Annotated in this window: 21 protein-coding genes and 1 other RNA gene; 13 read left to right on the top strand and 9 right to left on the bottom strand. The window is 49.1% G+C overall.

What is annotated here, in order from left to right; genetic code table 11:
* Nucleotides 1-5 precede the first annotated feature (5 nt).
* Nucleotides 6-2,603 (top strand): endonuclease, encoded by a 2,598-nt coding sequence (locus ACFOE0_RS11155; RefSeq protein WP_248935932.1) that lies wholly within the window; start codon nucleotides 6-8, stop codon nucleotides 2,601-2,603.
* A 171-nt stretch (nucleotides 2,604-2,774) separates the two neighbouring features.
* Here the strand turns inward: ACFOE0_RS11155 and ACFOE0_RS11150 are convergent, their stop codons facing one another.
* From ACFOE0_RS11150 to ACFOE0_RS11135, 4 genes are all read right to left on the bottom strand, one after another.
* Complete coding sequence (locus ACFOE0_RS11150) at nucleotides 2,775-3,437, bottom strand: spondin domain-containing protein (RefSeq protein WP_248935931.1); 663 nt, start codon at nucleotides 3,435-3,437, stop codon at nucleotides 2,775-2,777.
* Between the two features lie 106 nt (nucleotides 3,438-3,543).
* Complete coding sequence (locus tag ACFOE0_RS11145) at nucleotides 3,544-4,176, bottom strand: DsbA family oxidoreductase (RefSeq protein ID WP_248935929.1); 633 nt, start codon at nucleotides 4,174-4,176, stop codon at nucleotides 3,544-3,546.
* A gap of 462 nt (nucleotides 4,177-4,638) precedes the next feature.
* The gene (locus ACFOE0_RS11140; RefSeq protein ID WP_248935928.1) at nucleotides 4,639-5,514 is read right to left on the bottom strand and encodes a LysR family transcriptional regulator; all 876 of its coding nucleotides are present in this window, start codon (nucleotides 5,512-5,514) and stop codon (nucleotides 4,639-4,641) included.
* Between the two features lie 25 nt (nucleotides 5,515-5,539).
* Nucleotides 5,540-6,037 (bottom strand): nuclear transport factor 2 family protein, encoded by a 498-nt coding sequence (locus ACFOE0_RS11135; RefSeq protein WP_248935926.1) that lies wholly within the window; start codon nucleotides 6,035-6,037, stop codon nucleotides 5,540-5,542.
* A gap of 380 nt (nucleotides 6,038-6,417) precedes the next feature.
* On the opposite strand from ACFOE0_RS11135, the gene katG reads away from it, so the two are divergent.
* The 3 genes from katG (at nucleotide 6,418) to ACFOE0_RS11120 (ending at nucleotide 10,813) form a co-directional block, all read left to right on the top strand.
* Nucleotides 6,418-8,643, top strand: a complete 2,226-nt coding sequence (gene katG / locus ACFOE0_RS11130; protein WP_248935925.1) for a catalase/peroxidase HPI — start codon at nucleotides 6,418-6,420, stop codon at nucleotides 8,641-8,643.
* Nucleotides 8,644-8,834: 191 nt separating this feature from the next.
* Nucleotides 8,835-9,599: a class II aldolase/adducin family protein gene (locus tag ACFOE0_RS11125; protein WP_248935975.1), complete on the top strand. Its 765-nt coding sequence runs from the start codon at nucleotides 8,835-8,837 to the stop codon at nucleotides 9,597-9,599.
* Between the two features lie 38 nt (nucleotides 9,600-9,637).
* Nucleotides 9,638-10,813 carry a mandelate racemase/muconate lactonizing enzyme family protein gene (locus ACFOE0_RS11120; RefSeq protein WP_248935923.1) on the top strand — a complete coding sequence of 392 codons (1,176 nt, stop codon included), beginning with the start codon at nucleotides 9,638-9,640 and terminating at the stop codon, nucleotides 10,811-10,813.
* Between the two features lie 147 nt (nucleotides 10,814-10,960).
* On the opposite strand, the gene ACFOE0_RS11115 is transcribed toward ACFOE0_RS11120, so the two are convergent.
* Nucleotides 10,961-11,809 (bottom strand): amidohydrolase family protein, encoded by an 849-nt coding sequence (locus ACFOE0_RS11115; RefSeq protein WP_248935922.1) that lies wholly within the window; start codon nucleotides 11,807-11,809, stop codon nucleotides 10,961-10,963.
* Nucleotides 11,809-12,534, bottom strand: coding sequence for an SDR family NAD(P)-dependent oxidoreductase (locus tag ACFOE0_RS11110; RefSeq protein ID WP_248935921.1), 726 nt, complete (start codon nucleotides 12,532-12,534; stop codon nucleotides 11,809-11,811). The genes ACFOE0_RS11115 and ACFOE0_RS11110 overlap by 1 nt, the downstream gene beginning before the upstream one ends.
* Nucleotides 12,535-13,192: 658 nt before the next feature.
* Here ACFOE0_RS11110 and ACFOE0_RS11105 point away from each other — a divergent pair.
* On the top strand, nucleotides 13,193-15,904 hold the full coding sequence (locus ACFOE0_RS11105; RefSeq protein WP_248935920.1) for a cadherin domain-containing protein: 2,712 nt from the start codon (nucleotides 13,193-13,195) through the stop codon (nucleotides 15,902-15,904).
* Nucleotides 15,905-16,084: 180 nt separating this feature from the next.
* Here ACFOE0_RS11105 and ssrA read toward each other — a convergent pair.
* Nucleotides 16,085-16,439, bottom strand: a transfer-messenger RNA (tmRNA) gene (gene ssrA, locus ACFOE0_RS11100).
* An 87-nt stretch (nucleotides 16,440-16,526) separates the two neighbouring features.
* Complete coding sequence (gene smpB, locus ACFOE0_RS11095) at nucleotides 16,527-17,015, bottom strand: SsrA-binding protein SmpB (RefSeq protein WP_248935919.1); 489 nt, start codon at nucleotides 17,013-17,015, stop codon at nucleotides 16,527-16,529.
* Nucleotides 17,016-17,196: 181 nt separating this feature from the next.
* Between smpB and ACFOE0_RS11090 the strand changes: the two genes are divergently transcribed.
* Both ACFOE0_RS11090 and ACFOE0_RS11085 read left to right on the top strand, forming a co-directional pair.
* Entirely contained in the window at nucleotides 17,197-17,631 is a 435-nt protein-coding gene (locus ACFOE0_RS11090; protein WP_115137825.1) for an SRPBCC family protein, read from the top strand.
* Entirely contained in the window at nucleotides 17,621-17,953 is a 333-nt protein-coding gene (locus tag ACFOE0_RS11085) for an RnfH family protein (RefSeq protein ID WP_248935918.1), read from the top strand. Before ACFOE0_RS11090 ends, ACFOE0_RS11085 begins: the two co-directional genes overlap by 11 nt.
* Nucleotides 17,954-18,024: 71 nt before the next feature.
* Here the strand turns inward: ACFOE0_RS11085 and ACFOE0_RS11080 are convergent, their stop codons facing one another.
* Complete coding sequence (locus ACFOE0_RS11080; RefSeq protein ID WP_248935917.1) at nucleotides 18,025-18,525, bottom strand: outer membrane protein assembly factor BamE; 501 nt, start codon at nucleotides 18,523-18,525, stop codon at nucleotides 18,025-18,027.
* A 256-nt stretch (nucleotides 18,526-18,781) separates the two neighbouring features.
* Between ACFOE0_RS11080 and ACFOE0_RS11075 the strand changes: the two genes are divergently transcribed.
* The 6 genes from ACFOE0_RS11075 to aceA all read left to right on the top strand — a co-directional run bounded on the left by ACFOE0_RS11075 (nucleotide 18,782) and on the right by aceA (nucleotide 26,188).
* Complete coding sequence (locus ACFOE0_RS11075) at nucleotides 18,782-19,021, top strand: hypothetical protein (protein WP_248935916.1); 240 nt, start codon at nucleotides 18,782-18,784, stop codon at nucleotides 19,019-19,021.
* 264 nt (nucleotides 19,022-19,285) lie between these two features.
* Nucleotides 19,286-20,083, top strand: coding sequence for an SAM-dependent methyltransferase (locus tag ACFOE0_RS11070; RefSeq protein ID WP_248935915.1), 798 nt, complete (start codon nucleotides 19,286-19,288; stop codon nucleotides 20,081-20,083).
* A 41-nt stretch (nucleotides 20,084-20,124) separates the two neighbouring features.
* A complete protein-coding gene (locus ACFOE0_RS11065; protein ID WP_248935914.1) occupies nucleotides 20,125-20,340 on the top strand; it encodes a hypothetical protein in 216 nt (71 codons plus the stop codon).
* A gap of 12 nt (nucleotides 20,341-20,352) precedes the next feature.
* Nucleotides 20,353-22,095, top strand: coding sequence for a tetratricopeptide repeat-containing diguanylate cyclase (locus tag ACFOE0_RS11060; RefSeq protein ID WP_248935913.1), 1,743 nt, complete (start codon nucleotides 20,353-20,355; stop codon nucleotides 22,093-22,095).
* A gap of 1,078 nt (nucleotides 22,096-23,173) precedes the next feature.
* Nucleotides 23,174-24,805, top strand: a complete 1,632-nt coding sequence (gene aceB, locus ACFOE0_RS11055; protein WP_248935912.1) for a malate synthase A — start codon at nucleotides 23,174-23,176, stop codon at nucleotides 24,803-24,805.
* Nucleotides 24,806-24,862: 57 nt separating this feature from the next.
* Complete coding sequence (gene aceA / locus ACFOE0_RS11050; RefSeq protein ID WP_248935911.1) at nucleotides 24,863-26,188, top strand: isocitrate lyase; 1,326 nt, start codon at nucleotides 24,863-24,865, stop codon at nucleotides 26,186-26,188.
* Nucleotides 26,189-26,315 lie beyond the last annotated feature (127 nt).

Raw genomic sequence — 26,315 nt, 5'->3', positions numbered from 1 at the left:
AAGAAATGAAAACCCATCCTACAAAAATCGCACTGGCGCTGATGGCGCTGGGCGGCTTTTCGGCGCAGGCCAGCGCCAATCTGGTGATAACTGAGTATGTTGAAGGTGGTGGCAGCAATAAAGCGGTAGAGATTTCCAACCTCGGTACTTCTACAATCAATTTGGATGCTGAGCAGTACAAGTTAGTCTTGTTCTCCAACGGGTCGACGGAAGCTGGTAATACTGCACTGTTAACCGGAAATTTGGCGCCCGGAGAAAGTACGGTATTCCATAATAGTAGCGCAGACGAACAGTTTAAAATCGGCACGCCCTCTACTGTGACATATTACAATGGCGACGATGCCTTGGTGCTCTATAAAAATGATCTGGTGATTGACCGGATCGGGGTACTGGGAGTTGACCCGGGTAGTGCTTGGACTGATCCTGCCAACCCAGATTTCTCAACAGCCAATAAAACCCTCAGACGCAATGTCGATGTAACCGTCGGTGATACCGATGCGACCGCAGCCTTTCCAGGAACCGATAATCAGTGGACTGTATTTGATATTAATACCGCGGATGGCCTGGGTTGCCCGGGGATAAATGCTTGCGGTGGCGCTGAAGGTGCCTTATTGATCACTGAGTACGTTGAAGGTGGTGGAAGTAATAAGGCGGTTGAACTGTCCAATGTAGGGGGGGCACCTCTGGACTTGAGTGCTGCAGAGTACAAGTTGGTACTCTTCTCCAATGGCGGGACAGAGCCGGGAAATACCGAAATTCTAACCGGCATATTGGCACCAAATGAAAGCCGCGTCTTCCATAACAGCAGTGCGGATGAGGCATTTAAAGTTGGCACCGCATCTACTGTGACTTATTTCAACGGTGATGATGCTCTGGTGCTGTATAAAGATGGTGTGGTTATCGACCGTGTGGGGCGTCTTGGTGAAGACCCGGGGAAAGCATGGACAGATCCAAACAACCCTGAGTTTTCCACAGCAGATAAGACTTTACGTCGTAAGGCTGGTACAACTTCTGGAGATACAGTGGCGGACGCCGTTTTCCCTGAGGCAGACCATGCCTGGATGGTATTTGCCAAAGACACTGCTGACGGCTTGGGCTGCCCCGGTGAAGGTGCTTGTGACACGACACCACCAGGACCCGATCCTGATCCCGATGTTCCATGTACCAATTGCGAAAATCTGGAAAAAGTTGCTGATGCTACCAAGTACAACTTTGACCTTTACTACAATGATGTGTTGACTGCCGAACTGAACACTCCTCAGGAGTGGAAAGCAGCGCTGTCAGAGGTTGCTCAGCAAGGGCAAAAGCCTCTCTCGTATAAAGGTGTCTGGACGGTACTGACTTATTCAGATGAAGATTCTGCCAATCCAAAGAATGTGATTGAACTGTACTCGGGGAAATCTATCTCCAAGTACGACAATGGCGGTAACACAGGCGATTGGAACCGTGAACATGTGTGGCCAAAGAGTCATGGCTTCCCAAGTGAGAGCCAGTGGGGCTATACAGATGCACACCACTTGCGGCCAACTGATGTTTCAGTCAACGGTGCCCGAGCCGCTTATGACTTTGACAACATCGCCACTCTGGAAGGTTCGACAGAGTTGACTGGAGCTCCGGGTAACTATGTTAACGCTGGTATGAGCGCCTTTGAACCAAGAGACGAAGTCAAAGGTGATGTGGCCCGTATGATGTTCTACATGGACACCCGTTATGAAACCGGTGGTAACGGCAGCATGCCGGATTTGGTGTTGGTTGATAAGACAGGCACTGACGCTGATAAGCATGAAGCCGGAAAGCTGTGTGCATTGTATCAGTGGCACATGCAAGACCCTGTTGGTGACGCTGACCGCCAACGTAACGACGCAGTCTATGAATACCAGGGTAATCGTAACCCATATATCGATAACCCTGAGTGGGTACAGCAGGTGTATGGTGCTGCTTGTGGTCCTGAACTTGATGTTACTTTCGTGATTGAAGGCCCTACGACAGTGGTTGAAGGTGTTGGCTTTGTTCTGGATGCCGCCAAAACCACGGCTGCCAATGGTAAACCACTGACTTTTGAGTGGAGTCATGCCTCCGGAATTGAGTTGAACATGTCTCAGGAAGGCTCATTAGTGCGTGCCGTTTCAGACCCTGTAGCTCAAAACGAAACGGTAGAGCTTGAGCTGACCGTAACCGACGGAGAGTTGAGTGCAACCCATATAATCGAGATAACCATCCAAGACAAGCCGCTTGATGCAGATATCCAATTTGTTGGTGAAACCTCGGTTGATGAAGGTGGTGTGGTCAGCATTGAAGCCACTCCTGCTCAAACAGAAGCTGGCGATGCAATTCAGTATACCTGGACTCAGGTTTCCGGCACTGCCGTTGAGTTTAAGCCAAATGGTGCACAGCTTGGCTTTACTGCACCAGCAGTTGAGCTGGATACTGAACTTGTGTTTTCGCTTGAGGCCTTTGATGGTCGTCACCATGCTCACAAAACTCTGACCGTCACAGTGAAAAATCAGGCGAGTGCAGGCTGGGAAGAGCCGGAAGGTGGGGCTATGGGGACTTTGCTGACTCTGTTGTTACCTCTGGCATTCTGGCGTCGCAGACAAGCCTAGGTTGTATCGAATAAAAGCCGGGAATATCCCGGCTTTTCTTTGTAAAAAAACAGCCACCCGTCCGGAATGGCTGTAATGCCAGGAGGTGTGCATCCTGCACTTCATAGCCTCTTTGGGCCACTTCATCACACCGGTTGCCTTTGGTGTCAGGCGTTAACCCATCTATGCCTATCAACGAATACGGGTAATTTTGACCTTACCTATGGCGCCCTGCCATTGATACGCCGCGCGACTTAGATCGGCTTCGCCATGAATTCCCGGGCTGGGATAGACATAACCCTCACCGGGATCATCATCTGAAAAGGGCTCGCCGCCGCATTGTGGTCCCGGGATATTTGCACACAACTCATCATTGGTCTCACTGCCACCGTCAAATGCTTTGAATCTGTATGTTTTACTGCCCCATTTGGGCATCTCTACACCACGAAGGGCGGCGAGGGTGTCATTGGTGGGTAGCAGCATGGAGGCCATGGACAGGCGATTGAATCTACTCTTGCCTGAAATAGTGAAGGTGACAGATTCCCCCGGGCCCAACAGACCCTCGGTATTGGTGGTCATATGAACTCTGCGGTTTGCATTCCACTGGCTCATCAACCCGGAAATATCGCCGCCCTCAGCCACACGCGATATTTCGTAAGAAGCCGGTTCACCCAGAGTAAACAGGCTAACGCCACTCCTGTGCGTCGCGGCAAACAAAGGGGTAAAGCTGATGCCTTTGGTGAGATTGGTGACAGTGACCTGATACTGCTTATTACCGTGATAATAGTCATTCGCTATTGCTGGTGCTGCAGTCATTGCTGATACAACAAGCAAAGCCGAAAGTGATTTTTTCATAGTATCCTCGCTGTGAAAGTATGGTGTCAGCAGGAGTTACGCTAACAAGCTCACAGCGGTCAAATCATCACGAAAACATCACAACTCTAAGGCAATTAGGTGACAGTTATCTGGCAATCAGGCTGTCGACCGTGGCAATGATGATCTCAGGTTTTACATTGCCAAACAGGCGATAGCGGTTGTTGTCCATTACCCAGGTTGGGCTGCCGGGGATCTTATCTTTTTCGGCCTGGCGAAATTCGGTAATGGTTTGGGCCAGTGCAGAGCCATCCTGCAGATGAGTGGTCAGGTCATGGTGGGCGATGGATTGCTCTTTCAACAGTTCAGTTAACACTGAGGCCTGGCTGACGTCTCTGGCCTCAGCAAAAAATGCCTCCCTGACTCTGTTGCCATACTCTATGGCGGCCAGTTCGCCATGGGTTTGCTCCACCGCCTTAATGGTTTGATGGGCCATTAAAGAGGTGGTTGGCCGGGTTTTGCGCCAGATATCCGGGTGTACAGACAAGCCTTCAAACTTACTCACCAATCGCTCTGCGGCTGAAGCATATTTGTCCCATGCCTCTTCACCCTTGAAGTTCTTTTCAACCCTGGCTCTGACGTCACCATAGAGTTCCAGATAGCGGAATCGCCACTCAACCTGAGTATGGTCCCAACGCTTCAGCAGTTTACGGTTGTGATATTGGCCAATCCAGCCCCAGATGCATAGGGTGTCAGAGTAAAAGTCGATGGTCAGAGCCATGGTATCTCCCTGTTTACGGTTGAAAACGGTAACTAAGCTCAAACTAGCTGCTGTAGCTAAATTGAGCAACAGTGTCCGTTTGCTCCAGTCGTTGTTCCTGCCCAGGGGGGAGGGGGAGGGGGAGACTGTGACGCTGAGTGTTGAGTGAACAGTGACGATATCTGACCTGGTTCAGGGTTTCCGGGGGAAGGGGGTGGCAATCTGCTGCAAACACTGCATAAGGAGAATGCTATGACTACGCCACCAGAAGAGGTGTTATTAACCTGCCCGGATCGTGGGAAGCGCTTTACAGATTTTGTCAGAGGATCGATAAATCTGATGTTGGGAGACATAACTGAACAGGACGTTGAGGAGAATAGCCGCTCTGAATGCCCACATTGTGGCGCGATAATACAACATCATGTGTTGGTGGTGTCTGAAAAAGGCTGGCGGGTAACCTGATTGCAACCAGTCTCTCCCACTTCAAGAGAGTTGAAGGCCAGTCACCAGTGCTTCTCGCTCTCTTAATTTATCGGTTAGAAAATTCATCAGCAGCTTTATTCGGGCCACGTGACGTAAATCCGGGTGGGTCAGAATCCAAAGCTCCTGAAAGGGAAAAGGGCGATTATTGTCTACCCTCACCAGTTCAGGAAAGGCGTTCGCGATATAACAGGCGCCTCTTATCAGCCCTTTTCCCGCCGCTGCGGCATGGTGGCGCAGTACCAAATCATCTATTTTCAGTGCCACCCCGGCATCGGGCCAGGGCGTTTCAGACAACCAGTCAGGTTTGCTGGTGGCACAATTAGCGGTTATCCAGCTGAAGTTCTGACTTGTGGTCGTTTCCAAATATTGGGTGCTGGCGTAGTAAGCCACCGTAATGGGAAACAGCCTTCTGCCCACTAAATGCTCGGGTGGCGTGTTCGATGCCCTGACGACTATATCTGCTTCGCTTCTATCCAGGTCAACCAATTGGTAGCTGGTGTGCACATTGAGGGATATCTGAGGGTACATTTGTCCAAACTCAAGCAGATCATCAAGCAAGAGATATTGGACTATCGGTGGCGGTATGGAGAGGGTTATGCTGCCGGAAATATCAATTTGTGTTCCGCGCTTAAGCCTGAGATCTTTTTGTGCAAAAGCTTCAATTTTTTCAGCAGACTCAAGCAGTGACTGGCCAAACAAAGTCAAGATATAACCCTGCGGGGAGCCTTCAAAAACTGGCGCTGCATATTTGCGATTAAGCTGTGCCACCCGCCGGCAAACGGTTGAATGGTTCATATTCAATTCCCGGCCTGCCTGGCGCAGTGACTTCCCCCTGTACAGGGCCAGAATCACCCTGTAGTCGTCCCAGTTTTCCATTCCTGCCTCTGTCTGAATATTACTGTCAGTTAAAGGTCATGCTGTTATCTGCGTTGTGAATGGTAAATGCGGCTATCCGCCAACCCTGCTCAGTGTTTTTAAGCAGGTAAGTCGCCCCGACCCGATTGTAAACTTTGCCATTAGCCCTCAATCGCAGGGCTACATTGCTGGCGATAGCAACGTTTTCATCAAGCGGTTTGATATTGACGCTTTCCCATTTTACAGCGCTGACGCCCCTTGTTTTCAGTGTATCAAGGAAACCTTTGGCTTGTTGCATAAACTCAACAGGTGTCATAGTTCTTGCTGCCTGACTGTTGGACATATACACAAATTCTTGGTTGTACAGATCATTGGTTGAATCGAACTTTCCGGTTTGAAGGTAGCCATTGTATTTGGCCATATAGGTGGTGAACATAGCTTGAATTTGACCGGTATCGCTCTTGTTATCTGGTGTTTCTGCATGGGAATAAGCGCTAACGCAAGTAAATAGAATGGCAATCAGCAGTGATTGTATTTTGAGCATTGTAGTCTCCAGGTTGGGCTGTATTTAATGTGGTTAAGCTAACAAGTGAAACGGTCAGAGTCGTGGATAGTTAATCTCAAAGCCTGTTGCATTTATGCAACTGACGTCTTGGTGGGTTAGGTCTGTCTTATTGCTTAATCTCAGTTGATGGTTCTGTGGTGCATTGATTGTTGGTGATATCTGCTGGTTATCTTTCATCTGCTTTATAGATGTGTTCAATCTGGAATACCCATTGGCGATGTGGGTATTTCAGTCGTAGCTTAACTAAAAGATGAGGTAATGACGTGCTGCAGATCGTCCTTGCCTGGTTGAGTCCGGAATTAAGACCTGACTCTGTTTGGGGCTACAGACCCCCTTCACCACGGAAGAGGAAAGTTAAGATGAAATCTACAATTAAGACGGCGCTGGCAGCGGGGTTGTCTTCCTGTCTGATATTGGGCTCGGCTCAATCTTTGGCGTCTGAGCCAACAACCAATGAATACTGGTGGCCTGAGCAGCTTGATTTGTCCCCATTGCGCCAACACAGCGCAGCATCCAATCCGTATGGCGAAAACTATGATTATGCCGCCCGCTTTAATTCTCTTGACCTCAATGCGGTTAAAGCGGACATAGAAAAAGTACTGACAACATCACAGGATTGGTGGCCGGCAGACTATGGTCATTATGGGCCTTTCTTTGTTCGTATGGCCTGGCACAGTGCTGGGGTATACCGGATATTCGACGGACGTGGCGGCGCCAATGGCGGTCAGCAAAGATTCGAGCCACTGAACAGCTGGCCGGATAACGTCAACCTGGACAAGGCCCGCAGACTGCTGTGGCCGGTAAAGCAAAAGTATGGCGCGGACCTGTCATGGGCGGATTTGATGGTATTGGCGGGTAATGTGTCCATGGAGTCCATGGGTTTTAAAACCCTGGGCTTCGCCGGTGGCCGTACCGATGACTGGGAAGCTGAAAAGGTAAATTGGGGCGTAGAGAAACAGTGGCTGGACAATAAACGCCACAATAAAAAAGGTGAGCTGGCCAAGCCGCTGGGGGCAACCCAAATGGGGCTTATCTATGTTAATCCTGAAGGTCCAAATGGTAACCCGGATCCTTTGGCTTCAGCTCAGGAGATACGCGATACCTTTGGCAGAATGGCAATGAATGATGAAGAGACTGTTGCTCTGATTGCCGGCGGCCATACCTTTGGTAAAGCGCACGGTGCCCATAATCCCAATAAATGTGTCGGGGCTGATCCGGCCGCCGCACCTGAACAGCAGCAAGGACTTGGCTGGAAAAACAAATGTGGTAAGGGCCATTCTGAAGATACAGTCAGCAGTGGCTTTGAAGGTGCCTGGTCATCCAACCCTACCAAGTGGACCATGGAGTATCTGACCTGGCTGTACACCTTTGACTGGGTGAAAACCAAGAGCCCGGCAGGCCATACTCAGTGGATCCCGGCTGATGGCAAGGCGGCAAACCTGGTGCCTGACGCCCACCTGCCAAACAAACGTCATGCGCCGATTATGTTTACCACTGATATCGCGCTGAAAGAAGATCCTGCATACCGTGAAATCACCACTCGCTTCCTGAATAACCCAGCTGAATTTGAACAGGCTTTTGCCAGAGCCTGGTTTAAACTGACCCACAGAGATATGGGGCCAAAAGCCCGCTATCTGGGCAGTGATGTTCCTGCTGATGTGATGATCTGGCAAGACCCAATCCCGAGCGTGAGTTATAAGCTGATCGATGCCAAAGATCAGGCCAGGTTGAAAGCGGATATATTGAAAACCGGTTTGACTGTGCCTGAGCTGGTGGAAACTGCCTGGGCGGCGGCAGCCAGCTTCCGCAATACTGACATGCGTGGTGGTGCCAATGGAGGCCGTTTGGCTCTCGAACCACAGAAAGACTGGCCGGTAAACGACCCAAAACAACTTTCAAAGGTGCTGAAGAAGCTTGAGAAGGTTCAAAAACAGTTCAACAAAAAGGCCAAAGGCGGTAAGCAGGTGTCGCTGGCTGATGTGATTGTGCTTGGAGGCAATGCCGCGATCGAGAAAGCCGCTAAAGATGGTGGCATTTCTTTGAAGATACCATTTACTCCAGGTCGTGCCGATGCATCACAGGCACAAACTGATGTCGCCTCCTTTGCCGTACTGGAGCCTAAGGCTGATGGTTTCAGAAACTACTTTGTCGAGCAAAGCCTGTTGCCACCGACAGAGGCCTTGGTGGAAAAAGCTTCAACTCTGGGGTTGAGTGTGCCGGAAATGGCAGCTTTGCTGGGCGGTATGCGAGCTTTGAATGCCAACACCGGCAAGAGTCAGGACGGTGTGCTGACATCCAGGCCCGGTACTTTGTCCAATGATTTCTTTGTCAATCTGTTGGATATGTCCACCGAGTGGCAGAAGACGGATAAGCCCGGAGTGTATAAGGGCGTAGACCGTAAAACCGGCAAGCCCAGGTGGACGGCGACCTCTGTGGACCTGATTTTTGGCGCTAACTCTGAGCTGCGCGCTGTTTCTGAGGCTTATGCGTCCAATGACGGTAACGAGCTGTTTGTGACTGAATTTGCTGATGCCTGGAACAAGGTGATGAATAACGACAGGTTTGATGCTCATGGGGCTAAATGATGCCCTTTGCGTAAATTGATACTCCTGATTTAAATTGAGAAAAGGCCACCTTTGTGTGGCCTTTTTTATGTCCGCTGCAGGATGAATAATCATCATGTCGGTTGCTCTGCTCACTGTTAAAATTTAACATGAATTAAACCCGCGTAACGCTTTGTTGCTTTAAGGAGAAAGTCGTGGAACAGCTGCCCTGGATGGAGTTGGAAAAGTTAAATGTGAAGGACAAGGTCAGCGAGGCTGAATGGCAGCAAAGAGTGGATTTGGCAGCCTGTTATCGTCTGGTTGCTGATATGGGCTGGGGCGACCTTATTTACACCCATATTTCAGCCAGAGTGCCGGACTCTGACACCTATCTGGTTAATGCTTTTGGCGTGGCGTTTGATGAGGTCACTGCATCCAATCTGGTGAAGGTAGATCTGGATGGAAATGTGCTTGATGACTCGCCTTTTGCTATCAATCCGGCTGGATTCACTATTCACAGTGCAATACACCAGGTTCGCCATGATGCTATTTGTGTGATTCATCTGCACACCCCTGAAACCATAGCGGTAGCCAGTCAACAGCAGGGCTTGTTGCCACTGAGCCAATACTCTATGTTTTCGCTGCCATCACTGGCTTATCACCAATATGAAGGTCTGGCGGTCAATATGGCTGAGCAGCAGCGTCTGCAACAGGATTTGGGTGACCGGAATCATATGCTGCTGGTTAACCACGGTGCATTAACCGTGGGCCCAAGCGTGGCAGATGCGTTTATGCGTATGTATGACCTGCAGCGTGCCTGTGAGGTGCAGCTGCTGATCCAATCCAGTGGTCAGCAAGCCATACCTGTTGCCCAGTCCATTCAGGACAATATCTATGCCCAGGCCAATGTAGTGCACTCAGGCTCCACCGGTGGGCAGAAAGCCTGGCCATCATTACTGCGTAAAGCTTACCGCCTGGATCCGGGCTTTATGGACTAGCTGCTTGATTGCAGGCATCCCAAATTCAAGGAGAAGAGATGAAAGTTGTATCGGTAGAGGTCTTTGATATCCATTGCCCGGAGCGTCCACCCTGGAATCCGGTGTTTGTGCGCATTCATACCGATGAAGGTATCAGCGGAGTGGGTGAGGCCGGATTGGCTTATGATTTGGGGCACAGTGCTGCTGCCAACATGATTAAAGAGATGGCCGAGGCATTCTTGATTGGCCATGATCCGTTTCAAACCGAGAAGCTGTGGGCACGCATGCTCAGGGAAAGCTTCTGGGGCCTGGGAGGCGGACCTGTGGTCTATGCTGCCATGAGCGCCATTGATACTGCCTTGTGGGATATTAAGGGTAAAGCGCTTAATCAGCCTGTCTATCAGTTGCTGGGCGGTAAAGTAAATGATGAGCTGCGCACCTATGCATCGCAATTGCAGTTCGACTGGGATAAAGAGTTCAAGGCACTGTATCGTCCAGAAGAGTATGCCGAGGCCGCACTTAAAGCGGTGGCTGAAGGTTATGATGCGGTTAAGGTTGACCCCATCATGTATGACAAAGATGGCAACACCTATTACGAGCGCACCAAGATTATCTCCCGCGCGGAGATGAAGCTGTATCGCGCCCGCATGCAGGCTATCCGCGATGCCGTGGGTGATGAAGTGGATATTATATTTGAATGCCACAGCCTGCCCGGAGCGACCACAGCGATACAGCTGGGAGCGATTGCCGAAGAATTTGACTGCATGTACTACGAAGAGCCGGTGAACTATCTTAACCACTCACTGCATGCCAAGGTCGCCGATAAAGTGGCGGTGCCTATCGCCGGTGGTGAGCGTTTATATAATCGCTGGGGAGTGCGTCCTTATCTGGAAGATCAGAGTGTGGATGTGTTGCAGCCGGATATCGGTCTGTGTGGTGGCTTTACCGAGACCAAAAAGGTGTGCGATTACGCCGATATTTTTGATGTTCGCATTCAGGCTCATGTATGTGGTGGCCCGGTCGCGACGGCGGCATCTTTGCATCTGGAAACTGCGATTCCCAACTTCCTGATCCACGAACACCATACCTATGCCATCAAGTCATGGAACCGTGAGTTGTGTATTCAGGACCCTCAGCCGGTTAACGGCAAGTTCAAGGTGTCAGATGCGCCGGGAATTGGTATTGAACTGAATGATGAGGTGGTGAGTCGCTCGCCAAATATCCTAATCAAATAGCGCTTTATCAGCTTAAAGTACAACAGGGAAAACCGGCCAGAAATACTCTGAGCCGGTTTTTTGTTGTCATCTTAAAGCCACCGTCTATCGCTATGGTGATTGTTTTGGGATGGTGTTAACTGATGTTTTATCGGATTGGTATAAGGCTCAATCAAATCTGTAGATACGCCTGGCGTTATCGTGAACCAGCGCCGCCAGAGTGTCGGCGTCCAGAGAAAGCGCGGTGTATTCTTGCCACAATTGATCATAGCCCTTGCTAAGCAGGCAAAGAGGAAAGTTACTGGCAAGCATGACTCTTTGCTTACCAAAACAGGCTATCAGCTGATTTATCACCTGCACCGCAAATGCCAATTCGTACTGCCTGTCGGTCATCTCCCAGCCGGATGCCTTAATCACTATACTGCTGCAACCAGCCATCAGTTCCGTAGCCTGAAGCCAGTGTTGGCAGTTATCCGGAGAAGGGAAGGCGGCGTGGTTAATCACCAATACCAGGGAGGGATTTTCATCCGCTATCTGCACAAGGTGATTTATAGCTTGCAAGTCTCCGCCAGTGAGCTGAACCTCAAAATGTAGTCCCTTCGCTGCAAGCTGCTTAAGATTAAGGATAACCTGAGGATTACTGAGCAGCGCTTGCCCCTGCTCATCCAGAATATGGCGAATGCCCACGACCGATGAGTATTGTGTAAGTGTTTGAAGCAGCGTATCAAACTCGGCAGCTGGCAGGGTTAAATCGGCAAAGGCCACTGAGCGAAAAGGCTGATTCACTGTACTTTCCAACCACTCAATTTCACGCCAGGGGTGGGAGTTATCAAATCCCGCCTCCAAATGCACAAAGCCAGCCAGTTGCAAAGGTGAGGGCAGGGTTAGATCTTCACTCGAAAAGTCCCGACAGATACGGTGTTTGTCCGGCCAGCTTGGCGGAAAGTTGGGCTTCAACCAGTCATAGCGACCAAGTCCGAGGTCAAACAGATGCAGGTGAGGGTCGATAATTTGCATCAGCGCGCCGTGTATCCACCATCGATATCGTAAAGGCTACCGGTAATAAAACTGGCCTTGTCACTGGCGAGGAAGGCGGCCAGATCGGCAATCTCCTCTGGCTTGGCTATACGACCCAAAGGCTGCAACTCAGCCTCTTCCTGATGTACCTGCTCCTTATCTGCCCCGGTGCGTTCACAGTAGTTATCAATAGCGGCCTGATACAGAGGCGTATCTGTGGTACCCGCGCAGATCACATTGGCGCGGATATTATATTCGGCATAGTCGATGGCAGTAGTTTTACCCACAGAGGCGAGGGCATGCTTACTCAGGTTGTAAGCAAAGGAGTTGGGTTTGGCGATATGACACTGATCTGAGCCCATCAGCACTATGCTGCCATGCTGCTGGGCTTTCATGGTTGGCAGGCACGCCTGGATGGCGGTAATAGCCCCGTAGACATTAATGGATAGAATGCGCTCAAGTTGCGCCATCGAGGTATTTTCAATATTGGCACTGAAATGTACCCCGGCATTACAGATAAGGGTGTCGATTCGGCCAGCCTCTTTGACTACCTGCGCAATGGCTGAATCCACTGATGCCTTATCCGTCATATCACACTCAATAAACTGCCCTGGGCCAGGCTGAATATCCAGATTGTAGACCTGGTACTCCTGCTCCAGCAGTTCATTGACTATGGCAAGGCCAATCCCCTTGGCTCCACCTGTGACTATCGCGACTTGTGCCATTATTCGCTCCTTCTGTTGTGTATTCTGCACTGGTAAAGCCAGGTGAGATTAAAAATAGTCTGTTGATGGGGGGCATAAGTCAAGCTTAAGTCATTGTTAATATGTGTTCTTTGGAGCGGAATTGTAAATTGCTCAATTCCAACAGCTGTTTTGAATGTATTTCCGGTGCGGGAATCTTTACAAGAGGTCCTCAACAGATTCTGAGATCGGCTATCTGTTGCCACTAATGCGGTTAAGCAGAATGTTGCTTAATTAGTGTTGAGTATCTTAGTCCATTCTGGAGTATTACTTCCGCAACTCTTTATTTGGTTTTAAATAATGCTTGCTGCGTTAAATTTGGTGAATTCATGCTTTTCTTTGGTGTTATTTTGAACATTTCCTATGTTATCAATATGTTATAATTTCATCTTGCGGTTATCAGCTAGAACTTTAGAGGGATTGGTAACTGAAGCCGGATTTTTACTGCATCACAGGCGAATAAATACTGTTGCCTGTTTTCTTGATTTTATGCACCAAAAGCTGACGAGTTTACGACGAATAACAGGTAACGAAAGGGCAGAGACAATATAGCCAGCCTTTCGGTGAAGGTTGACTTGTGGACCACCTTAAATGTTTTCGGCGTTTGGTAGGGGCATTCCAGTGAGAGAGTGAGAATAAGATGAATAATAATCACGTAAATTACAGTTTTTCACGCCAGTTGGGCCGCGGTGCTTTTAGTTTGATGTTGATGGCGGGATTGAGCGCCTGTAGTGACGATGACGTGAGTCCGTTACCTGAGGTCATCAGCAACACAGCACCATTGATTACCAGCAATGGTGGAGGTGCCAGTGCAACCCTGTCTATCAAGGAGAATCAGCTACAGGTTACTCAGGTAGAAGCCAGCGACAGTGACGTCAGTAACACAGGTTTTAGTTACAGTATCAGTGGTGGTTCGGATAAGGATATGTTCAGTATCACTGCGGATGGAGCCTTGAGCTTTGTCACAGCCCCGGATTTTGAAGCGCCAACAGACAGCGACAAAGACAACAGTTATGAGCTGGAAGTGACAGTCTCTGACAGTGCCGGAGGCAGTGTCAGCCAGCTTATTACTGTGACAGTGACCGATGTGAATGATACCGCGCCGGTATTGACCAGTGATGGTGGTGGCCTCGAAGCGAAGATTAGTTTGCCGGAGAATCAGGTGCAGGTGACCAGAGTGTCGGCCAGTGACTCTGATGTCAGTAATACAGGATTTACCTACAGTCTCAGTGACGGATTGGATAAAGCGGCTTTCAGTATTGCTGCAGATGGTACCTTGAGCTTTGTTGCTGCCCCTAATTTTGAAGCGCCGACAGACAGCAATAAAGACAACAACTATGAACTGCAAGTAACGGTGAGTGACAGTGTGGGCGCCAGCGTCAGTCAGTCAATCACAGTGACAGTGACAGATGTGAATGAAAGCCCTGTGATAACCAGTAATGGTGGCGGGGCGAGCGCCAATATTTCACTGGATGAAAATCTTGAGCAAGTGACCATCATTCTTGCCAGCGATGTTGATGTGGGCAACACAGGCTTTACCTACAGCATCAGTGGTGGCGCGGACAGTGCAGCGTTCAGTATCAATGAACTTGGTGAATTGAGCTTTACAGCTGCCCCCACCTGGGAAGCGGCAGCAGACAGTGATGGTGACAACAATTACGTTGTGGAAGTGACGGTCACCGACAGCAGTGGTGCCTCTGTGATGCAGGTAATTACAGTGACTATTGTGAATGTCACCTTACAGGGTTACTTCAGCTATGGCCCGGTAGAGGGACTGGCTTATAGCACAGCCACTGAATCTGGCGTGACTGATGCCGATGGTATGTACCTGTACCGTGAAGGCGAGACAATCAGCTTCTCTATTGGTGATACCCAGTTAGGTGAGGTGGTTGCGGCTAAAGCGGATATGACTCCGCTGGATTTGGTGGAAGGGGCCACGTTGCCCACCAATAACATCGAGCTGTTAGCTCTGTTCAATCGTTCAAATAAGTCCGGCATGGCTGCATTCAGCAAGGTGCATAATATTGTCGCCTTGTTGCAGGCGCTGGATGTTGACAACAATCTGGACAATGGCATCGAGATTGATGCAGGTATTGCCCAACTTCTTGATGGAAAACAACTGGATCTTGACAAGGAACTTACTGACTTTCGTGAGGACAAAGAGGTCCGGTATCTACTGTATAAAGCTTTTAATGCCGGTTTTCTTAATCGCGCATTTATGAAATATGATGGTCTGGCATTGGACCACTTATATGAGCAACTTGGCCTTGTGACTGATTTCAGGTTAAGGACATTGGTAGAGGCAGATAACGACGCCGATGGGAGTGCTGAAACGGTCAGACGGTATGATTACAATTCATTTGGCAGACAGATTACCGATGAAGAGGACACGGGTAACGACGGCACTACCGATTATATTAGGACGGTTACATATGACAGCGATGGCTCAGCGCTGGAAAATAGACAACAGTCAGGCACAAACGTGAACATCTGGACATACAACTACGACAGTAACGGAAACAGGGTTAAAGAAGTCTCAGAATATGGCAATAATGTTTCGGTGACCAGTACCATCTATGACGACTTAGGCAATCAGGTTACTGAATTGAGAGATTATGACAATGACGGCCAGTATGATGCACGTCAGGATTATGGCTATGACGATAGAGGTAACCGCATCCTGTACGAGTATGACAGAGAGAATGATGGCGTGATTGATGAGAGCCATGCCTGGGAGTATGAAAATGGAAGTCGTATGACTGCGGGGCGAACGGACTTGGATGGTGACGGCGTCTGGGATCGGGAATTTACCCAGGCTTATGATCAAAATGGTTATCCGCTACTGGCCGAGGTGGATGAAAATGGCGATGGCGCAATAGAGTTTAGAATTCAATTCAACCATGACGCTGAAGGTAAGATTCTGTCAGAGAGATTTGAGTCGCTGGTTGACGATACACAGTCCAATCATCGTATTTATACCTATGACGATTACGGTAACAGGTTAACAGAAGCTCAATTTCACTATGATGACAGCTTAGCGTTTAAACGCACCTGGACTTATGATGAAAGCCATAATCTTATTTTCGACCATTATGATTCTGACGGAGATGGTACCGTCGATAATATCTATTCGTATTCCTTTGACGAAAATGGCAATCAGCTGACCTTTGCTAATGATACTGATGCTGATGGTGTGCCTGAATTTGTGGCAACACGGGAATATTCGGTTGAAGGTTATGTCACTCACTACAAGGTAGACAATGATGGAGATGGTGCGCCTAATCGTATTCAAACCTACAGCTATTCTGAAGGTGTCTATTCTATCGGTGCGATGTTGAACGCGTTTTTCTAGATGGTATAGAGACAATAAGTAGCAGGTAAATGGGTGAGTAGCCTGTTTGCCTGCTTTTTTATATACAGGGCTATGGTTGATGGTGGGCCCGACCGAATAGGAGCGCTTGATGTCGCTAATACAGCTCGCTGTAGGAGCGCAATAAAAAGGGCCACCCGATGGGTGGCCCTTTTCAAGAGTTGGTGGAGGCGGCGGGATTTGAACCCGCGTCCAAGGCACCTACGCTCAAGGCGCTACATGCTTAGTCTCTCTTTTATTTAACCGTTCGCACTCCGAAAGACAGGATTACTCACGGTGAGTCCGGTACTGTTTCGCGGTTCACCCCCGAACAAGGTTCCCTCGCTAGCACTATGTAGGGTGACCATCAAATCCACTGCCCATGTGCGAAACATGTGGGTGATGGCTAGCGGCATTAAGCGGCTAGAGCGTAGTTATCGTCGTTTGCAACTATAACTGTGCGGCTTTTTACGAGGCCAACCGCCCCTCGGCATGCTCCCGGAGTTTCGTGAACCCTGTCGAATCCTGAATCGCCCCCGTTAGTTTTGTCATTGTAATACTTTGTTTTTGCATTACTCAAGCAGGATTTGCATCTGCCCTGACTAACTGCCCGTTATTCGTGCAGTTATTTGTTCTTCATCACCCGGGCTTTTTCAATGGCCCACTCGCGCTCTTTGGTGTCAGCACGCTTGTCGTGATCTTTCTTACCTTTACCCAAACCTATTTCCAGCTTGACCCAGGAGCCTTTACCCCAATACATGGAGATGGCAACCAGGGCGTAACCCTGGCGCTCAACCAGACCAGCCAGCCTGTCCAGCTCGCGGCGGTTAAGCAGCAGCTTCCGCGGTCGGGTTGGGTCAGCCACAACATGGGTGGATGCTGCATTGAGCGGCACTATGTTGCAGTTGTACATATGGGCTTCGCCATTTTTAATCATGACGAAGCTCTCGGACAGGTTCACTTTACCAGCCCGGATGGATTTTACTTCCCATCCCATCAGGGACAGGCCCGCTTCGACTTTCTCTTCAAAACGATATTCGAAGGTCGCACGTTTATTACGGGCGATAGTAGCCGTGGTGTTTTTTGCGGATTTTTTGGAGTTTTTCTTAGCCATAGGCGGGCTATTATACGCAGGCAAGGGGAATTTGGAATTGCCTTGGCATCACTTTTTAACGCCTTACTGCATCTGTGCCGTTTTTTTCGACACACTGTGAAAAGCAAAGACAAGGGCGGGTGCGTTTTCATGGTCAGGTGTTAGAATGCCTCTTTTATCTTACAGTTAAATCTCTGGTTCCATGCCGAAAATCAGTCGAAGTGTGTTGGTGCGTTTCAGCGCACGCCAGATGTACGATCTGGTCAATGATGTTGAGTCTTACAAGGAATTTTTACCCGGGTGTGTCGGTGGCAAGGTGCTGGAGTTTGATGGTACCAGCATGCTGGCGTCTGTGGATGTCAGTAAAGCCGGTATTTCCAAGACATTTACCACACGTAATCAATTAGTCCCGGGAAAACGCATTGAACTGAACCTGGAGAATGGGCCTTTTAAACATCTTAAGGGAGAATGGGTGTTTACTGAGCTGACTGAAGATGCCTGTAAGGTTGAGTTTGAGCTGGACTTTGAGTTTTCCAGTACTTTGGTTGCCATGGCTTTTGGTAAAGTGTTCCAGGAATTAGTGGGCTCTATGGTGAGCGCATTTACAGAGAGGGCGAAGGTGATATATGCCAAATGAAGCCGATAAGTTCGCAGTAGACGTGATATATGCGCTTGCGGACAAACAGAAAATTATCCCGGTCAAAGTGACGCCAGGCACCACCTTTATTGAGGCAGTTCGTCAAAGCCGAATGGCAGAGTTCTTCCCTGAGATTGATCTGGATAAGGTTAAGCTGGGGACTTTCAGTCGCTCTGCGAAACATAATGAAGAGCTGCAACCCGGGATGAGAGTGGAAATCTATCGTCCTCTGATTGCCGACCCCAAGGACGTACGCCGAAAGCGTGCAGAAAAAGCGAAAGAGGAAGGCCGGGCAAATAAGGTTACCGGTGGCCGCGCCTGACACTGAGCAAACCCATCAAAAAGCCCGCATTCAGTGCGGGCTTTATTAGTTCAAGCACAAGCTTAATACCATCAGGCTTTATCCTGATCCAGCTCCTGCTGCTGTGACAAAGGCTTCTTCTCTTCTACCAAAGGTTTGGCATCGCCACGTTGCTTAGGCAGCAAAGGCTCTGAGGGTTCAGCAACACCGGTAGGCAAGCTGCTTTGTTCCAGCGGGGTATCAAACTCAGCGCTGAGTTCATAGTCACCGTCTACTTTCACCAGCTTGTCATCATCGAAGTGCAGTACCAACTCTTTGTGGGTAATACTGGCATCCCGGCCACTTTTGAAGTGGTAAACATAGTACCAGGTATCATCTGCGAAGCTGTCACGCAATACCGGACGGCCCAGCACATACTCTGCCTGAGCTTTGGTCATGTTGATGCGTAGTTTTTCAACCTGCTGAGGTTCCATGTAGTTGCCCTGAGGCACATCTGGCTTATACACCAGCCAGTCAAAAACACTGCATGCGCTCAAAGAGACTGACAACAGGGCGGCGCCGAGCAGGGTGACACTTTGCTTCTTATTTATCATTGTTTTTACTGTTCGATTGAAAATCTGGCCACATCATACCCAAGGGCTGAGGCCAGTGACAAGGTTGCTTGACTCCAGCGGGTCATTCTATTGCTCCGCCAAGGTTGATTTTTGCCCAAATGGCAGTGATATTGACCCATCCAAACGTAAATAGTTTCGCTGGGATCGCTGTTTTTGGTGATGCAGTGAATATTCGCTTCTCTGACCAGGTATTTATTCAGCACTTGAAATTCAGTAATAAAATTAAGGAGCTGGTATGAGTAAACTAAATCAGTTTATGGAAGCTCTGGCCACTAATGCACCATTGATGCAGGCGTATCACCTCTATCCTGAAAGTACCATCAAGCAGTTCGGGATCTGTGAGGCTGAGATCTCTGCGCTAACTGCGTTCAGTGACCAGCAGGCAGATGACAAAGATGGAGATGATGAGACGTTTGGGGTTTACGTCTTTGTTCATTGGCCGGGCCGGAATTCGGGCATAACTACCCCCTTGTAGGAGTTTGTTACAAAATCTTTTTTATGGATTGTGATCCACTCATGGCAGATTAAGTATTCAACAATATTTAAGCATTCAGGCGGAGTAATTACTCCGCCTTTTTCTTTGCGGATACAAACTGGGCTATGTAAGGCGGAGTGAAAAGTAAGCGGCTGGTTTTAAAAAGGTTGCATTGGTTTTGTTGAGTTAACAAAATGATGCCTGATTTCAAACTTTGTTTGACCAGGGTTTTGGTGGATAACACAATTTGTGATGTGAGGGATTATGTCAAAGGGGTCTTTGGTTTGTGTCGGTACCGGCCTCAAGATGGCTGGCCATATTAGTGTGATCAGTCGCAGCTATATTGAGCATGCAGATAAAATCTTCACGCTGATGCCAGATGCGCATACTCAGCAGTGGATAGCACGGTTGAACCCCAGCCTGGTGAATCTGCAGCAGTTTTATGCCCGGCCTGGAGAAGTCAAGAATAGACGGGATACCTATCAGCAGATGGTGAATGCCATGATGCAGGCGATCAGAGCTGGAGAAAAGGTTGTTGGCGCATTTTATGGTCATCCAGGGGTGTTTGCCTGTGTACCACATATGGCAATAGCACAGGCTCGTGAAGAAGGGTTTGAGGCTCATATGGAGCCGGGGATCTCCGCAGAAGCCTGTTTATGGGCTGATATGGGGATCGATCCCGGTGATTATGGTCACCAGAGCTTTGAAGCCAGTCAATTTATGTTTTTTAAGCGGACACCGGACCCGGCCGCGCACCTGTTACTGTGGCAAATCGCGCTGGCAGGCGAGCATACCCTGACCCAGTTCAGCACGACATCGGAACGGTTGGACATTTTGGTGAGATATCTGCAGCAATGGTATCCCGCAGATCATCAGGTAGCGATTTATGAAGCTGCCAATTTACCTGTTCAGCAGCCAAGAATTGATTGGCTGGAATTGCAGGCATTGCCAGGGACAAGACTGACGGCGGCCAGTACATTGCTGATACCGCCATCCAGACCTCAGGAATACAACTATGATTTACTTCAGCAGTTGGGCATTACTCCTGAGGATTTTGGTTAGTTAGCAGGGCTTTATAACACTAAAAACTAAGGAGAGTACCCATGAGTAAGTTTAATGAGTTTTTTGAACAGCTGGCCAGTGATGCCAAGTTAATGGAAGCCTATAAGCAGGATCCTAAGGGCGTGATGAAATCATATGGATTGACTGATGAAGAGATCCTGGCCGTGATGTCCGGTGATCAGGAAAAAATAAAAACGCTTAGTGGAGACGAGAGTATTTACGGTAACTACGTGCACATTCAGACTCCATCCAAGTAGCAAGTTAACCGAATGAAGTGGATTCACGGCTGGATTGTTTTCTTTGTCTTATCTGTTGAGGTGTTGGCCTCAACGGAAGATATTGAACGTCTGTTGGCCGAGCTCGAGCAGGTTATGTTGACTCAGCCTGCTCGGGGCGAATCCATTATTCAAGACATAAAAGAAAGTGGTGTTGAGCTCACTCCTGCCCAGCAAACACGTTTTTATTTTCAGCTCAGCATTCAGGCTATGTTAGACGGCCGCTACGATGACGCAGTTGCGATTTTGAAAGAGTCACTGAAAACCGCTCAATCGCCTGACGAAATTGTCTCGATTCATTACCTTCTCTCTACTGTGGCGATTTCGCGAAAAGACTATCCTCTGAGTTTGATTCATATCCGGAAGGTACTTAGTCGGATTGATGAAATTGATGACGTTGAACTGCAGGTAAAGGGATACAACAGGATTCTAAATGTCTATTATCAGTTTGGTGCATATAAGGAAGCTGCGGAGTATGCAATTTTGGCGTACCAGTTAAACGATGGTCGCGATCCAGTTAATCAATGTACCTCTATGCTTTTTATTGGCCTGAGCTTTTTCTCTCTGGGAGAGTTAGAAAAGGCCACATCATGGTTGGATCAAAGCATAGTGTTTTGCGGTGAACATGACCTCTCGCTGATGGTCGCCATGTCCCAGAAGGGTAAAGCCGAAAGCCTGATCAAACAAGGCGAACTTAAGGATGCTCTGGTTTACCTTAAGCGAGCAGAGCAAGGGTACCTTGAGACTGGTTATGAATTGGAGATTACAGATGTTAATTCAATTCTTGCCGAAACTTATTTGGCACTGAAGCAGCCCGTTGAAGCGGAAAAATATGCCCTGAGGGTGATCAGGAAAGGGGATAAACCCGAATATCTGCATGCGTTAAAAAAAGCTTCACAAGTTCTCGCACAACTTCATTACGATGCAGGCAACTACAAACAGGCCTATCAGCATCAGCAGGAATATATAGAGTATGCAGAGCGTCTGATGACAGATACATCTGCAAAATCTCTCGCTTATCAAATGGCTAAATTCGACAGCGATGAGAAGGACCGACATATCCACCTGCTTGAGCAGGAGAGAGGGGTTTATGTTGAGCAAAGGGCTACTGAACATCAGAAGCAATCCAATCTGACCTTGTTGTTGCTGGTGGCAGCAGCGGGCTTGATGATCTGCCTTATCGTTATCATTCTTGGCTATACCCAGCGTGGGCGGTACAAGCGTATGGCGCAATATGACAGCCTGACCGGCGTAATGAATCGTAGTACTGGCTTTACCAAGGCTGAGAATACCTATGTTTCAGTGATGGCCCGTCATTCGGTGATGTCTGCCATTATGGTTGATCTGGACGCCTTCAAAGCCGTTAATGATCAACATGGCCATAGCACCGGAGACTGGGCGTTGAGGATGCTGGTTGATGGTATCAAAGCCAAACTAAGGCGTATGGATATTCTGGTTCGCCTGAGTGGTGAAGAGTTTGCGATATTCCTGCCGGATATGCCTGCGACAGACGCTGAAAGTGTGGCTGAGTCAATCAGGCTATTGGTGATGGAGATGGAGCCCAGGTATGCAGAGGAAGCATTTAAACTCACAGCCAGTTTGGGCGTGAGTGTTTCCAATGAAGGGGACCTGAGTCTGGATCCTATTCTGGCCAGAGCCGATATCGCTTTGCATCAGGCCAAGGAGTCCGGAGGTAATCAGGTTGTGGTTTATGGCAGGCACAACCAGGAAGTATAAGCTGCGCTCCTGTTTTCACGATTTCTTATCCTTATTGCGACATTCTGGTGCATCAACAGCTGTCGAGTGATTTAACGTCTAACGCTTTGAAGTGGCCATTCCCAATTCAGTCAGTTATCGCCTCCCAGGTACAACACATTTTCTATTTCTGTCACGACTGAAGCCTCAGGTCTGACGGCCTCGATTGTTCAACAACAACTGACTGTACAGACAAGAGGTCACAGTCAAGTCTATCTTGCGGCGCTCAGGCGCTGTGGACAGCAGTTGAGGCCTTTTAAACCCTCTAAAGATATCAGGCTGGCTGCACCATTATTCCCTATGCGCCATTGCTCCCATTAGGATACTAACTGCCAACTCCCTTGGCCATCGAACAGCTCCTGAATCTCTTGTTAATCACTTTTCAGTGCCTGCACCAAATCTGCGCCCCATTCGGGCGCAAATTTGGCAATTTTTTGAACTTTTTTTGAGAAAAACCAAAATAAATCTCTCAGGTAGTCACCTGACATACTTTCTTGCAGCCTATTCACTGTATCCGACCTCGCTTTCGTTGACGTTAACGTCAAATTCAAACGACCGTTTAAACTCATATGTCAGTGAGCCTTGATTAAGGTGCTGATTTTTATGATTAAATTTTTATCGGTCAATAGGTGGAAATAAACGCTCCTGCAAAAGGAGGAGCGACTTTGGTCTAATTTAAGGTGTAATTAATATGTTCCGTAATGTATTTAAATGTCGTAAAAAAATAACTAGCGTGTGCCTTGGTCAATTTGTAAGACAACTTTTTGTGAGCTGGATCTGTGGATTTTTATTGCCAAAATAAATTCATTTAAAACAATGGTTAATGTGATTTTGTTGTGCTTGGTCTTACCAATTTATATTCAGTTTTCGATGATATTTATTCTCTTTCGGTCAATGCGTGAACTGTTGCCTTCGAAAGTTTTTGTTATTAGGTTTTGTGGGAAACAAACAAATGAAAGCTCAACTGGGGATTTAACGCACTGAGCTAGCAAAGCAGAGACTGGGGTAACCCAGACTTGCAGCGCTCATAACAGCATCCAGACGAGTAGGGGGGACGGACATGACACAGGCAGATATGACCAACGAACAAAAGGCGCAAACTCAGGGGCAACTTAATATTGTTGGCGCGTATGTTGAGGGACAGCAGCAGGTATTCACTGAAGGTGCATTGAACCTGCTCAGTGTACTGTGTGCCAACTACATGGATGAGCTTGAGTCTTTGTTGGAGGCCCGCGGTGAGCGGCAACGTAAGTTTGACCAGGGCGAGCTGCCGGATTTTCTGCCTCACACCAGAGAAGTTCGTGAGGGCAATTGGCAAGTTCGTGGGATTCCTGCAGATCTGCAGGATCGCAGGGTTGAGATTACCGGACCCGTTGACCGTAAGATGATCATTAATGCCCTGAATGCGAACGTAAAAGTATTTATGGCTGATTTTGAGGACTCACTGTCACCAACCTGGGAGAAAGTGGTTCAGGGGCAGATAAACCTGATGGACGCGGTGCGCGGTGATATCTCATTTACCAATGAGCAGACCGGCAAGCATTACCAATTGAAGGAAGATCCTGCAGTACTGATAGCCAGAGTGCGAGGTCTGCATCTTAAGGAGAAGCACATAGAGTTCGCTGGTAAGCCTATCCCGGGTGCCCTGTGTGACTTTGCTCTGTACTTCTACCACAACTATCACCAGTTACTGGCCAAAGGCAGTGGGCCTTACTTCTATATTCCCAAGTTGGAAAGCCATCTCGAAGCCCGCTGGTGGGCCAAAGTATTCAGAATGGTTGAAGAGAGGTTCTGTCTGGCGTCGGGGACTATCAAGTGTACCTGTTTGATTGAGACTTTACCGGCAGTGTTCGAAATGGATGAAATCCTGTTTGAACTCAAAGACAACATAGTGGCGCTGAATTGTGGCCGCTGGGACTACATCTTTAGCTATATCAAGACCCTTAAGAATCATCCGGACCGTATTTTGCCTGACCGTCAGCAGGTAACCATGGATAAGCCGTTTCTCAGTGCCTACTCGCGACTGCTGGTGAAAACCTGTCACAAGCGCGGTGCACTGGCAATGGGCGGAATGGCGGCCTTTATTCCTGCCAAAGATGAAGCTGGCAATGCTCAGGTGTTGGCAAAAGTCAGAGGCGACAAAGAGCTGGAGGCCCGCAATGGTCACGATGGCACCTGGGTGGCACACCCAGGGCTGGCCGACACCGCCATGGGCATTTTTAACGAGTATATAGGTGAAGGTCATGCTAACCAGCTGCATATCACCCGGGATGTTGATGCACCGATTCTGGCTGCCGAACTCCTGGCCCCCTGTGATGGCGAGCGCACCGAAGAGGGGATGCGGCTGAATATCCGAATTGCCCTGAGGTATATCGAAGCCTGGATCAGTGGCAATGGTTGTGTGCCCATATACGGCTTGATGGAAGATGCCGCCACTGCCGAGATTTCCCGGGCTTCAATCTGGCAGTGGATCCAGCATGAGCAATACCTGTCCAACGGCAAGTTGGTCACCAAGCAACTATTCAAAGATATGTTGGTGCAGGAACTGGCCAACGTGAAAGAGGAAGTGGGGGCAGAGGCCTTTACCCATGGCAAGTTTACCCAGGCCGCAGTGCTGCTGGAGCAGATTACGACAGCAGATGAGCTGGTGGACTTTTTAACCCTGCCGGGCTACCGGATGTTAACGGAATAACTCAAACAAACAATAGCTGCCCAGCAGCGTGAGCGAATATAAGGAAGGAGAAAGACCATGACCAAGGCGACTGAAACACTGACCAGACAACAACAGATTGATGCCCTGAAAAAAGACTGGGCCGAGAACCCACGCTGGGCTGGCGTACGCCGTCCATACACTGCCGAAGAAGTGGTTGCACTGCGCGGCTCTGTGGTACCTGAAAACACGATTGCAGCCAAGGGTGCTGCCAAGCTGTGGGAACTGGTAAACGGTGGTGCCAAGAAAGGCTATGTTAACTCTCTGGGGGCACTGACGGGTGGTCAGGCTGTCCAGCAGGCTAAAGCCGGTATTGAAGCGATTTATCTGTCAGGTTGGCAGGTCGCAGCAGATGCCAACCTGGCGGGCACCATGTATCCGGATCAGTCCCTGTATCCTGCTAACTCAGTGCCAGCCGTCGTTGGCCGTATCAATAACTCTTTCCGCCGTGCCGACCAGATCCAGTGGGGCAATGGTGTGAATCCGGGTGATGAGAACTTTACCGATTATTTCCTGCCGATTGTGGCTGATGCTGAAGCGGGCTTTGGTGGCGTACTGAATGCTTATGAACTGATGAAAGGCATGATTGATGCCGGTGCCGCTGGTGTGCACTTTGAAGATCAGCTGGCCTCGGTGAAGAAATGTGGTCACATGGGTGGCAAGGTTCTGGTACCCACTCAGGAAGCCGTGCAAAAGCTGGTTGCTGCCCGTCTGGCAGCCGATGTCAGCGGCGTGGAAACCTTGGTGATTGCCCGTACAGACGCCAATGCTGCGGATCTGCTGACATCTGACTGCGATGCATATGACCGCGACTTCCTGACCGGTGAGCGCACCAGTGAAGGTTTCTTCCGCGTGAATGCCGGTTTGGATCAGGCGATTTCCCGTGGTCTGGCTTATGCGCCATATGCTGACCTTATCTGGTGTGAAACTGCCAAGCCGGATCTGGAAGAGGCCCGCCGCTTTGCTGAGGCGATTCATGCCCAGTACCCGGATCAGTTGCTGGCTTACAACTGCTCACCTTCTTTCAACTGGAAGAAGAATCTGGACGACGCCACCATCGCCAAGTTCCAGCAGGAGCTGTCCGATATGGGCTACAAGTATCAGTTCATCACTCTGGCCGGTATCCACAATATGTGGTTCAACATGTTCGACCTGGCATACGACTACGCTCGTGGTGAAGGTATGAAGCACTATGTTGAGAAGGTCCAGGAGGCTGAATTCGCAGCGGCCGAGAAGGGATATACCTTTGTGGCTCACCAGCAGGAAGTGGGCACAGGCTACTTCGATAAGGTGACCAATGTGATTCAGGGCGGTCAGTCCTCAGTGACAGCACTGACCGGCTCCACTGAAGAGGAGCAGTTCTAACTTGCTGTAATGCTATCCGGGCGTCTTGTGTCGCCCGGGTGAGTTCCCGGTGAACTCACTTCCCGGTTTGTTTTCCCAGGGCCTGGCCGCAGTCGGGATTTCAAAAGTCGGTCGTTGCCCTATTGGC

This window comes from Shewanella submarina, from assembly GCF_042646185.1.
GTDB classification, from domain to species: domain Bacteria; phylum Pseudomonadota; class Gammaproteobacteria; order Enterobacterales; family Shewanellaceae; genus Shewanella; species Shewanella corallii.
The sequence above is the reverse complement of the archived record's forward strand: the minus strand, read 5'-3'. Positions and strand labels throughout refer to the sequence as shown.

Bases quoted from the DNA above. Each gene is read 5' to 3' on its own strand.
- ACFOE0_RS11105 (WP_248935920.1), top strand. From the start codon at position 13,193: ATGAATAATAATCACGTAAATTACAGTTTTTCACGCCAGTTGGGCCGC.
- ACFOE0_RS11155 (WP_248935932.1), top strand. From the start codon at position 6: ATGAAAACCCATCCTACAAAAATCGCACTGGCGCTGATGGCGCTGGGC.
- ACFOE0_RS11110 (WP_248935921.1), bottom strand. From the start codon at position 12,534: ATGGCACAAGTCGCGATAGTCACAGGTGGAGCCAAGGGGATTGGCCTT.
- ACFOE0_RS11085 (WP_248935918.1), top strand. From the start codon at position 17,621: ATGCCAAATGAAGCCGATAAGTTCGCAGTAGACGTGATATATGCGCTT.
- katG (WP_248935925.1), top strand. From the start codon at position 6,418: ATGAAATCTACAATTAAGACGGCGCTGGCAGCGGGGTTGTCTTCCTGT.
- ACFOE0_RS11060 (WP_248935913.1), top strand. From the start codon at position 20,353: ATGAAGTGGATTCACGGCTGGATTGTTTTCTTTGTCTTATCTGTTGAG.
- aceB (WP_248935912.1), top strand. From the start codon at position 23,174: ATGACACAGGCAGATATGACCAACGAACAAAAGGCGCAAACTCAGGGG.
- ACFOE0_RS11150 (WP_248935931.1), bottom strand. From the start codon at position 3,437: ATGAAAAAATCACTTTCGGCTTTGCTTGTTGTATCAGCAATGACTGCA.
- ACFOE0_RS11120 (WP_248935923.1), top strand. From the start codon at position 9,638: ATGAAAGTTGTATCGGTAGAGGTCTTTGATATCCATTGCCCGGAGCGT.
- ACFOE0_RS11080 (WP_248935917.1), bottom strand. From the start codon at position 18,525: ATGATAAATAAGAAGCAAAGTGTCACCCTGCTCGGCGCCGCCCTGTTG.
- ACFOE0_RS11145 (WP_248935929.1), bottom strand. From the start codon at position 4,176: ATGGCTCTGACCATCGACTTTTACTCTGACACCCTATGCATCTGGGGC.
- ACFOE0_RS11090 (WP_115137825.1), top strand. From the start codon at position 17,197: ATGCCGAAAATCAGTCGAAGTGTGTTGGTGCGTTTCAGCGCACGCCAG.
- ACFOE0_RS11070 (WP_248935915.1), top strand. From the start codon at position 19,286: ATGTCAAAGGGGTCTTTGGTTTGTGTCGGTACCGGCCTCAAGATGGCT.
- ACFOE0_RS11115 (WP_248935922.1), bottom strand. From the start codon at position 11,809: ATGCAAATTATCGACCCTCACCTGCATCTGTTTGACCTCGGACTTGGT.
- aceA (WP_248935911.1), top strand. From the start codon at position 24,863: ATGACCAAGGCGACTGAAACACTGACCAGACAACAACAGATTGATGCC.
- smpB (WP_248935919.1), bottom strand. From the start codon at position 17,015: ATGGCTAAGAAAAACTCCAAAAAATCCGCAAAAAACACCACGGCTACT.
- ACFOE0_RS11075 (WP_248935916.1), top strand. From the start codon at position 18,782: ATGAGTAAACTAAATCAGTTTATGGAAGCTCTGGCCACTAATGCACCA.
- ACFOE0_RS11135 (WP_248935926.1), bottom strand. From the start codon at position 6,037: ATGCTCAAAATACAATCACTGCTGATTGCCATTCTATTTACTTGCGTT.
- ACFOE0_RS11065 (WP_248935914.1), top strand. From the start codon at position 20,125: ATGAGTAAGTTTAATGAGTTTTTTGAACAGCTGGCCAGTGATGCCAAG.
- ACFOE0_RS11140 (WP_248935928.1), bottom strand. From the start codon at position 5,514: ATGGAAAACTGGGACGACTACAGGGTGATTCTGGCCCTGTACAGGGGG.
- ACFOE0_RS11125 (WP_248935975.1), top strand. From the start codon at position 8,835: ATGGAGTTGGAAAAGTTAAATGTGAAGGACAAGGTCAGCGAGGCTGAA.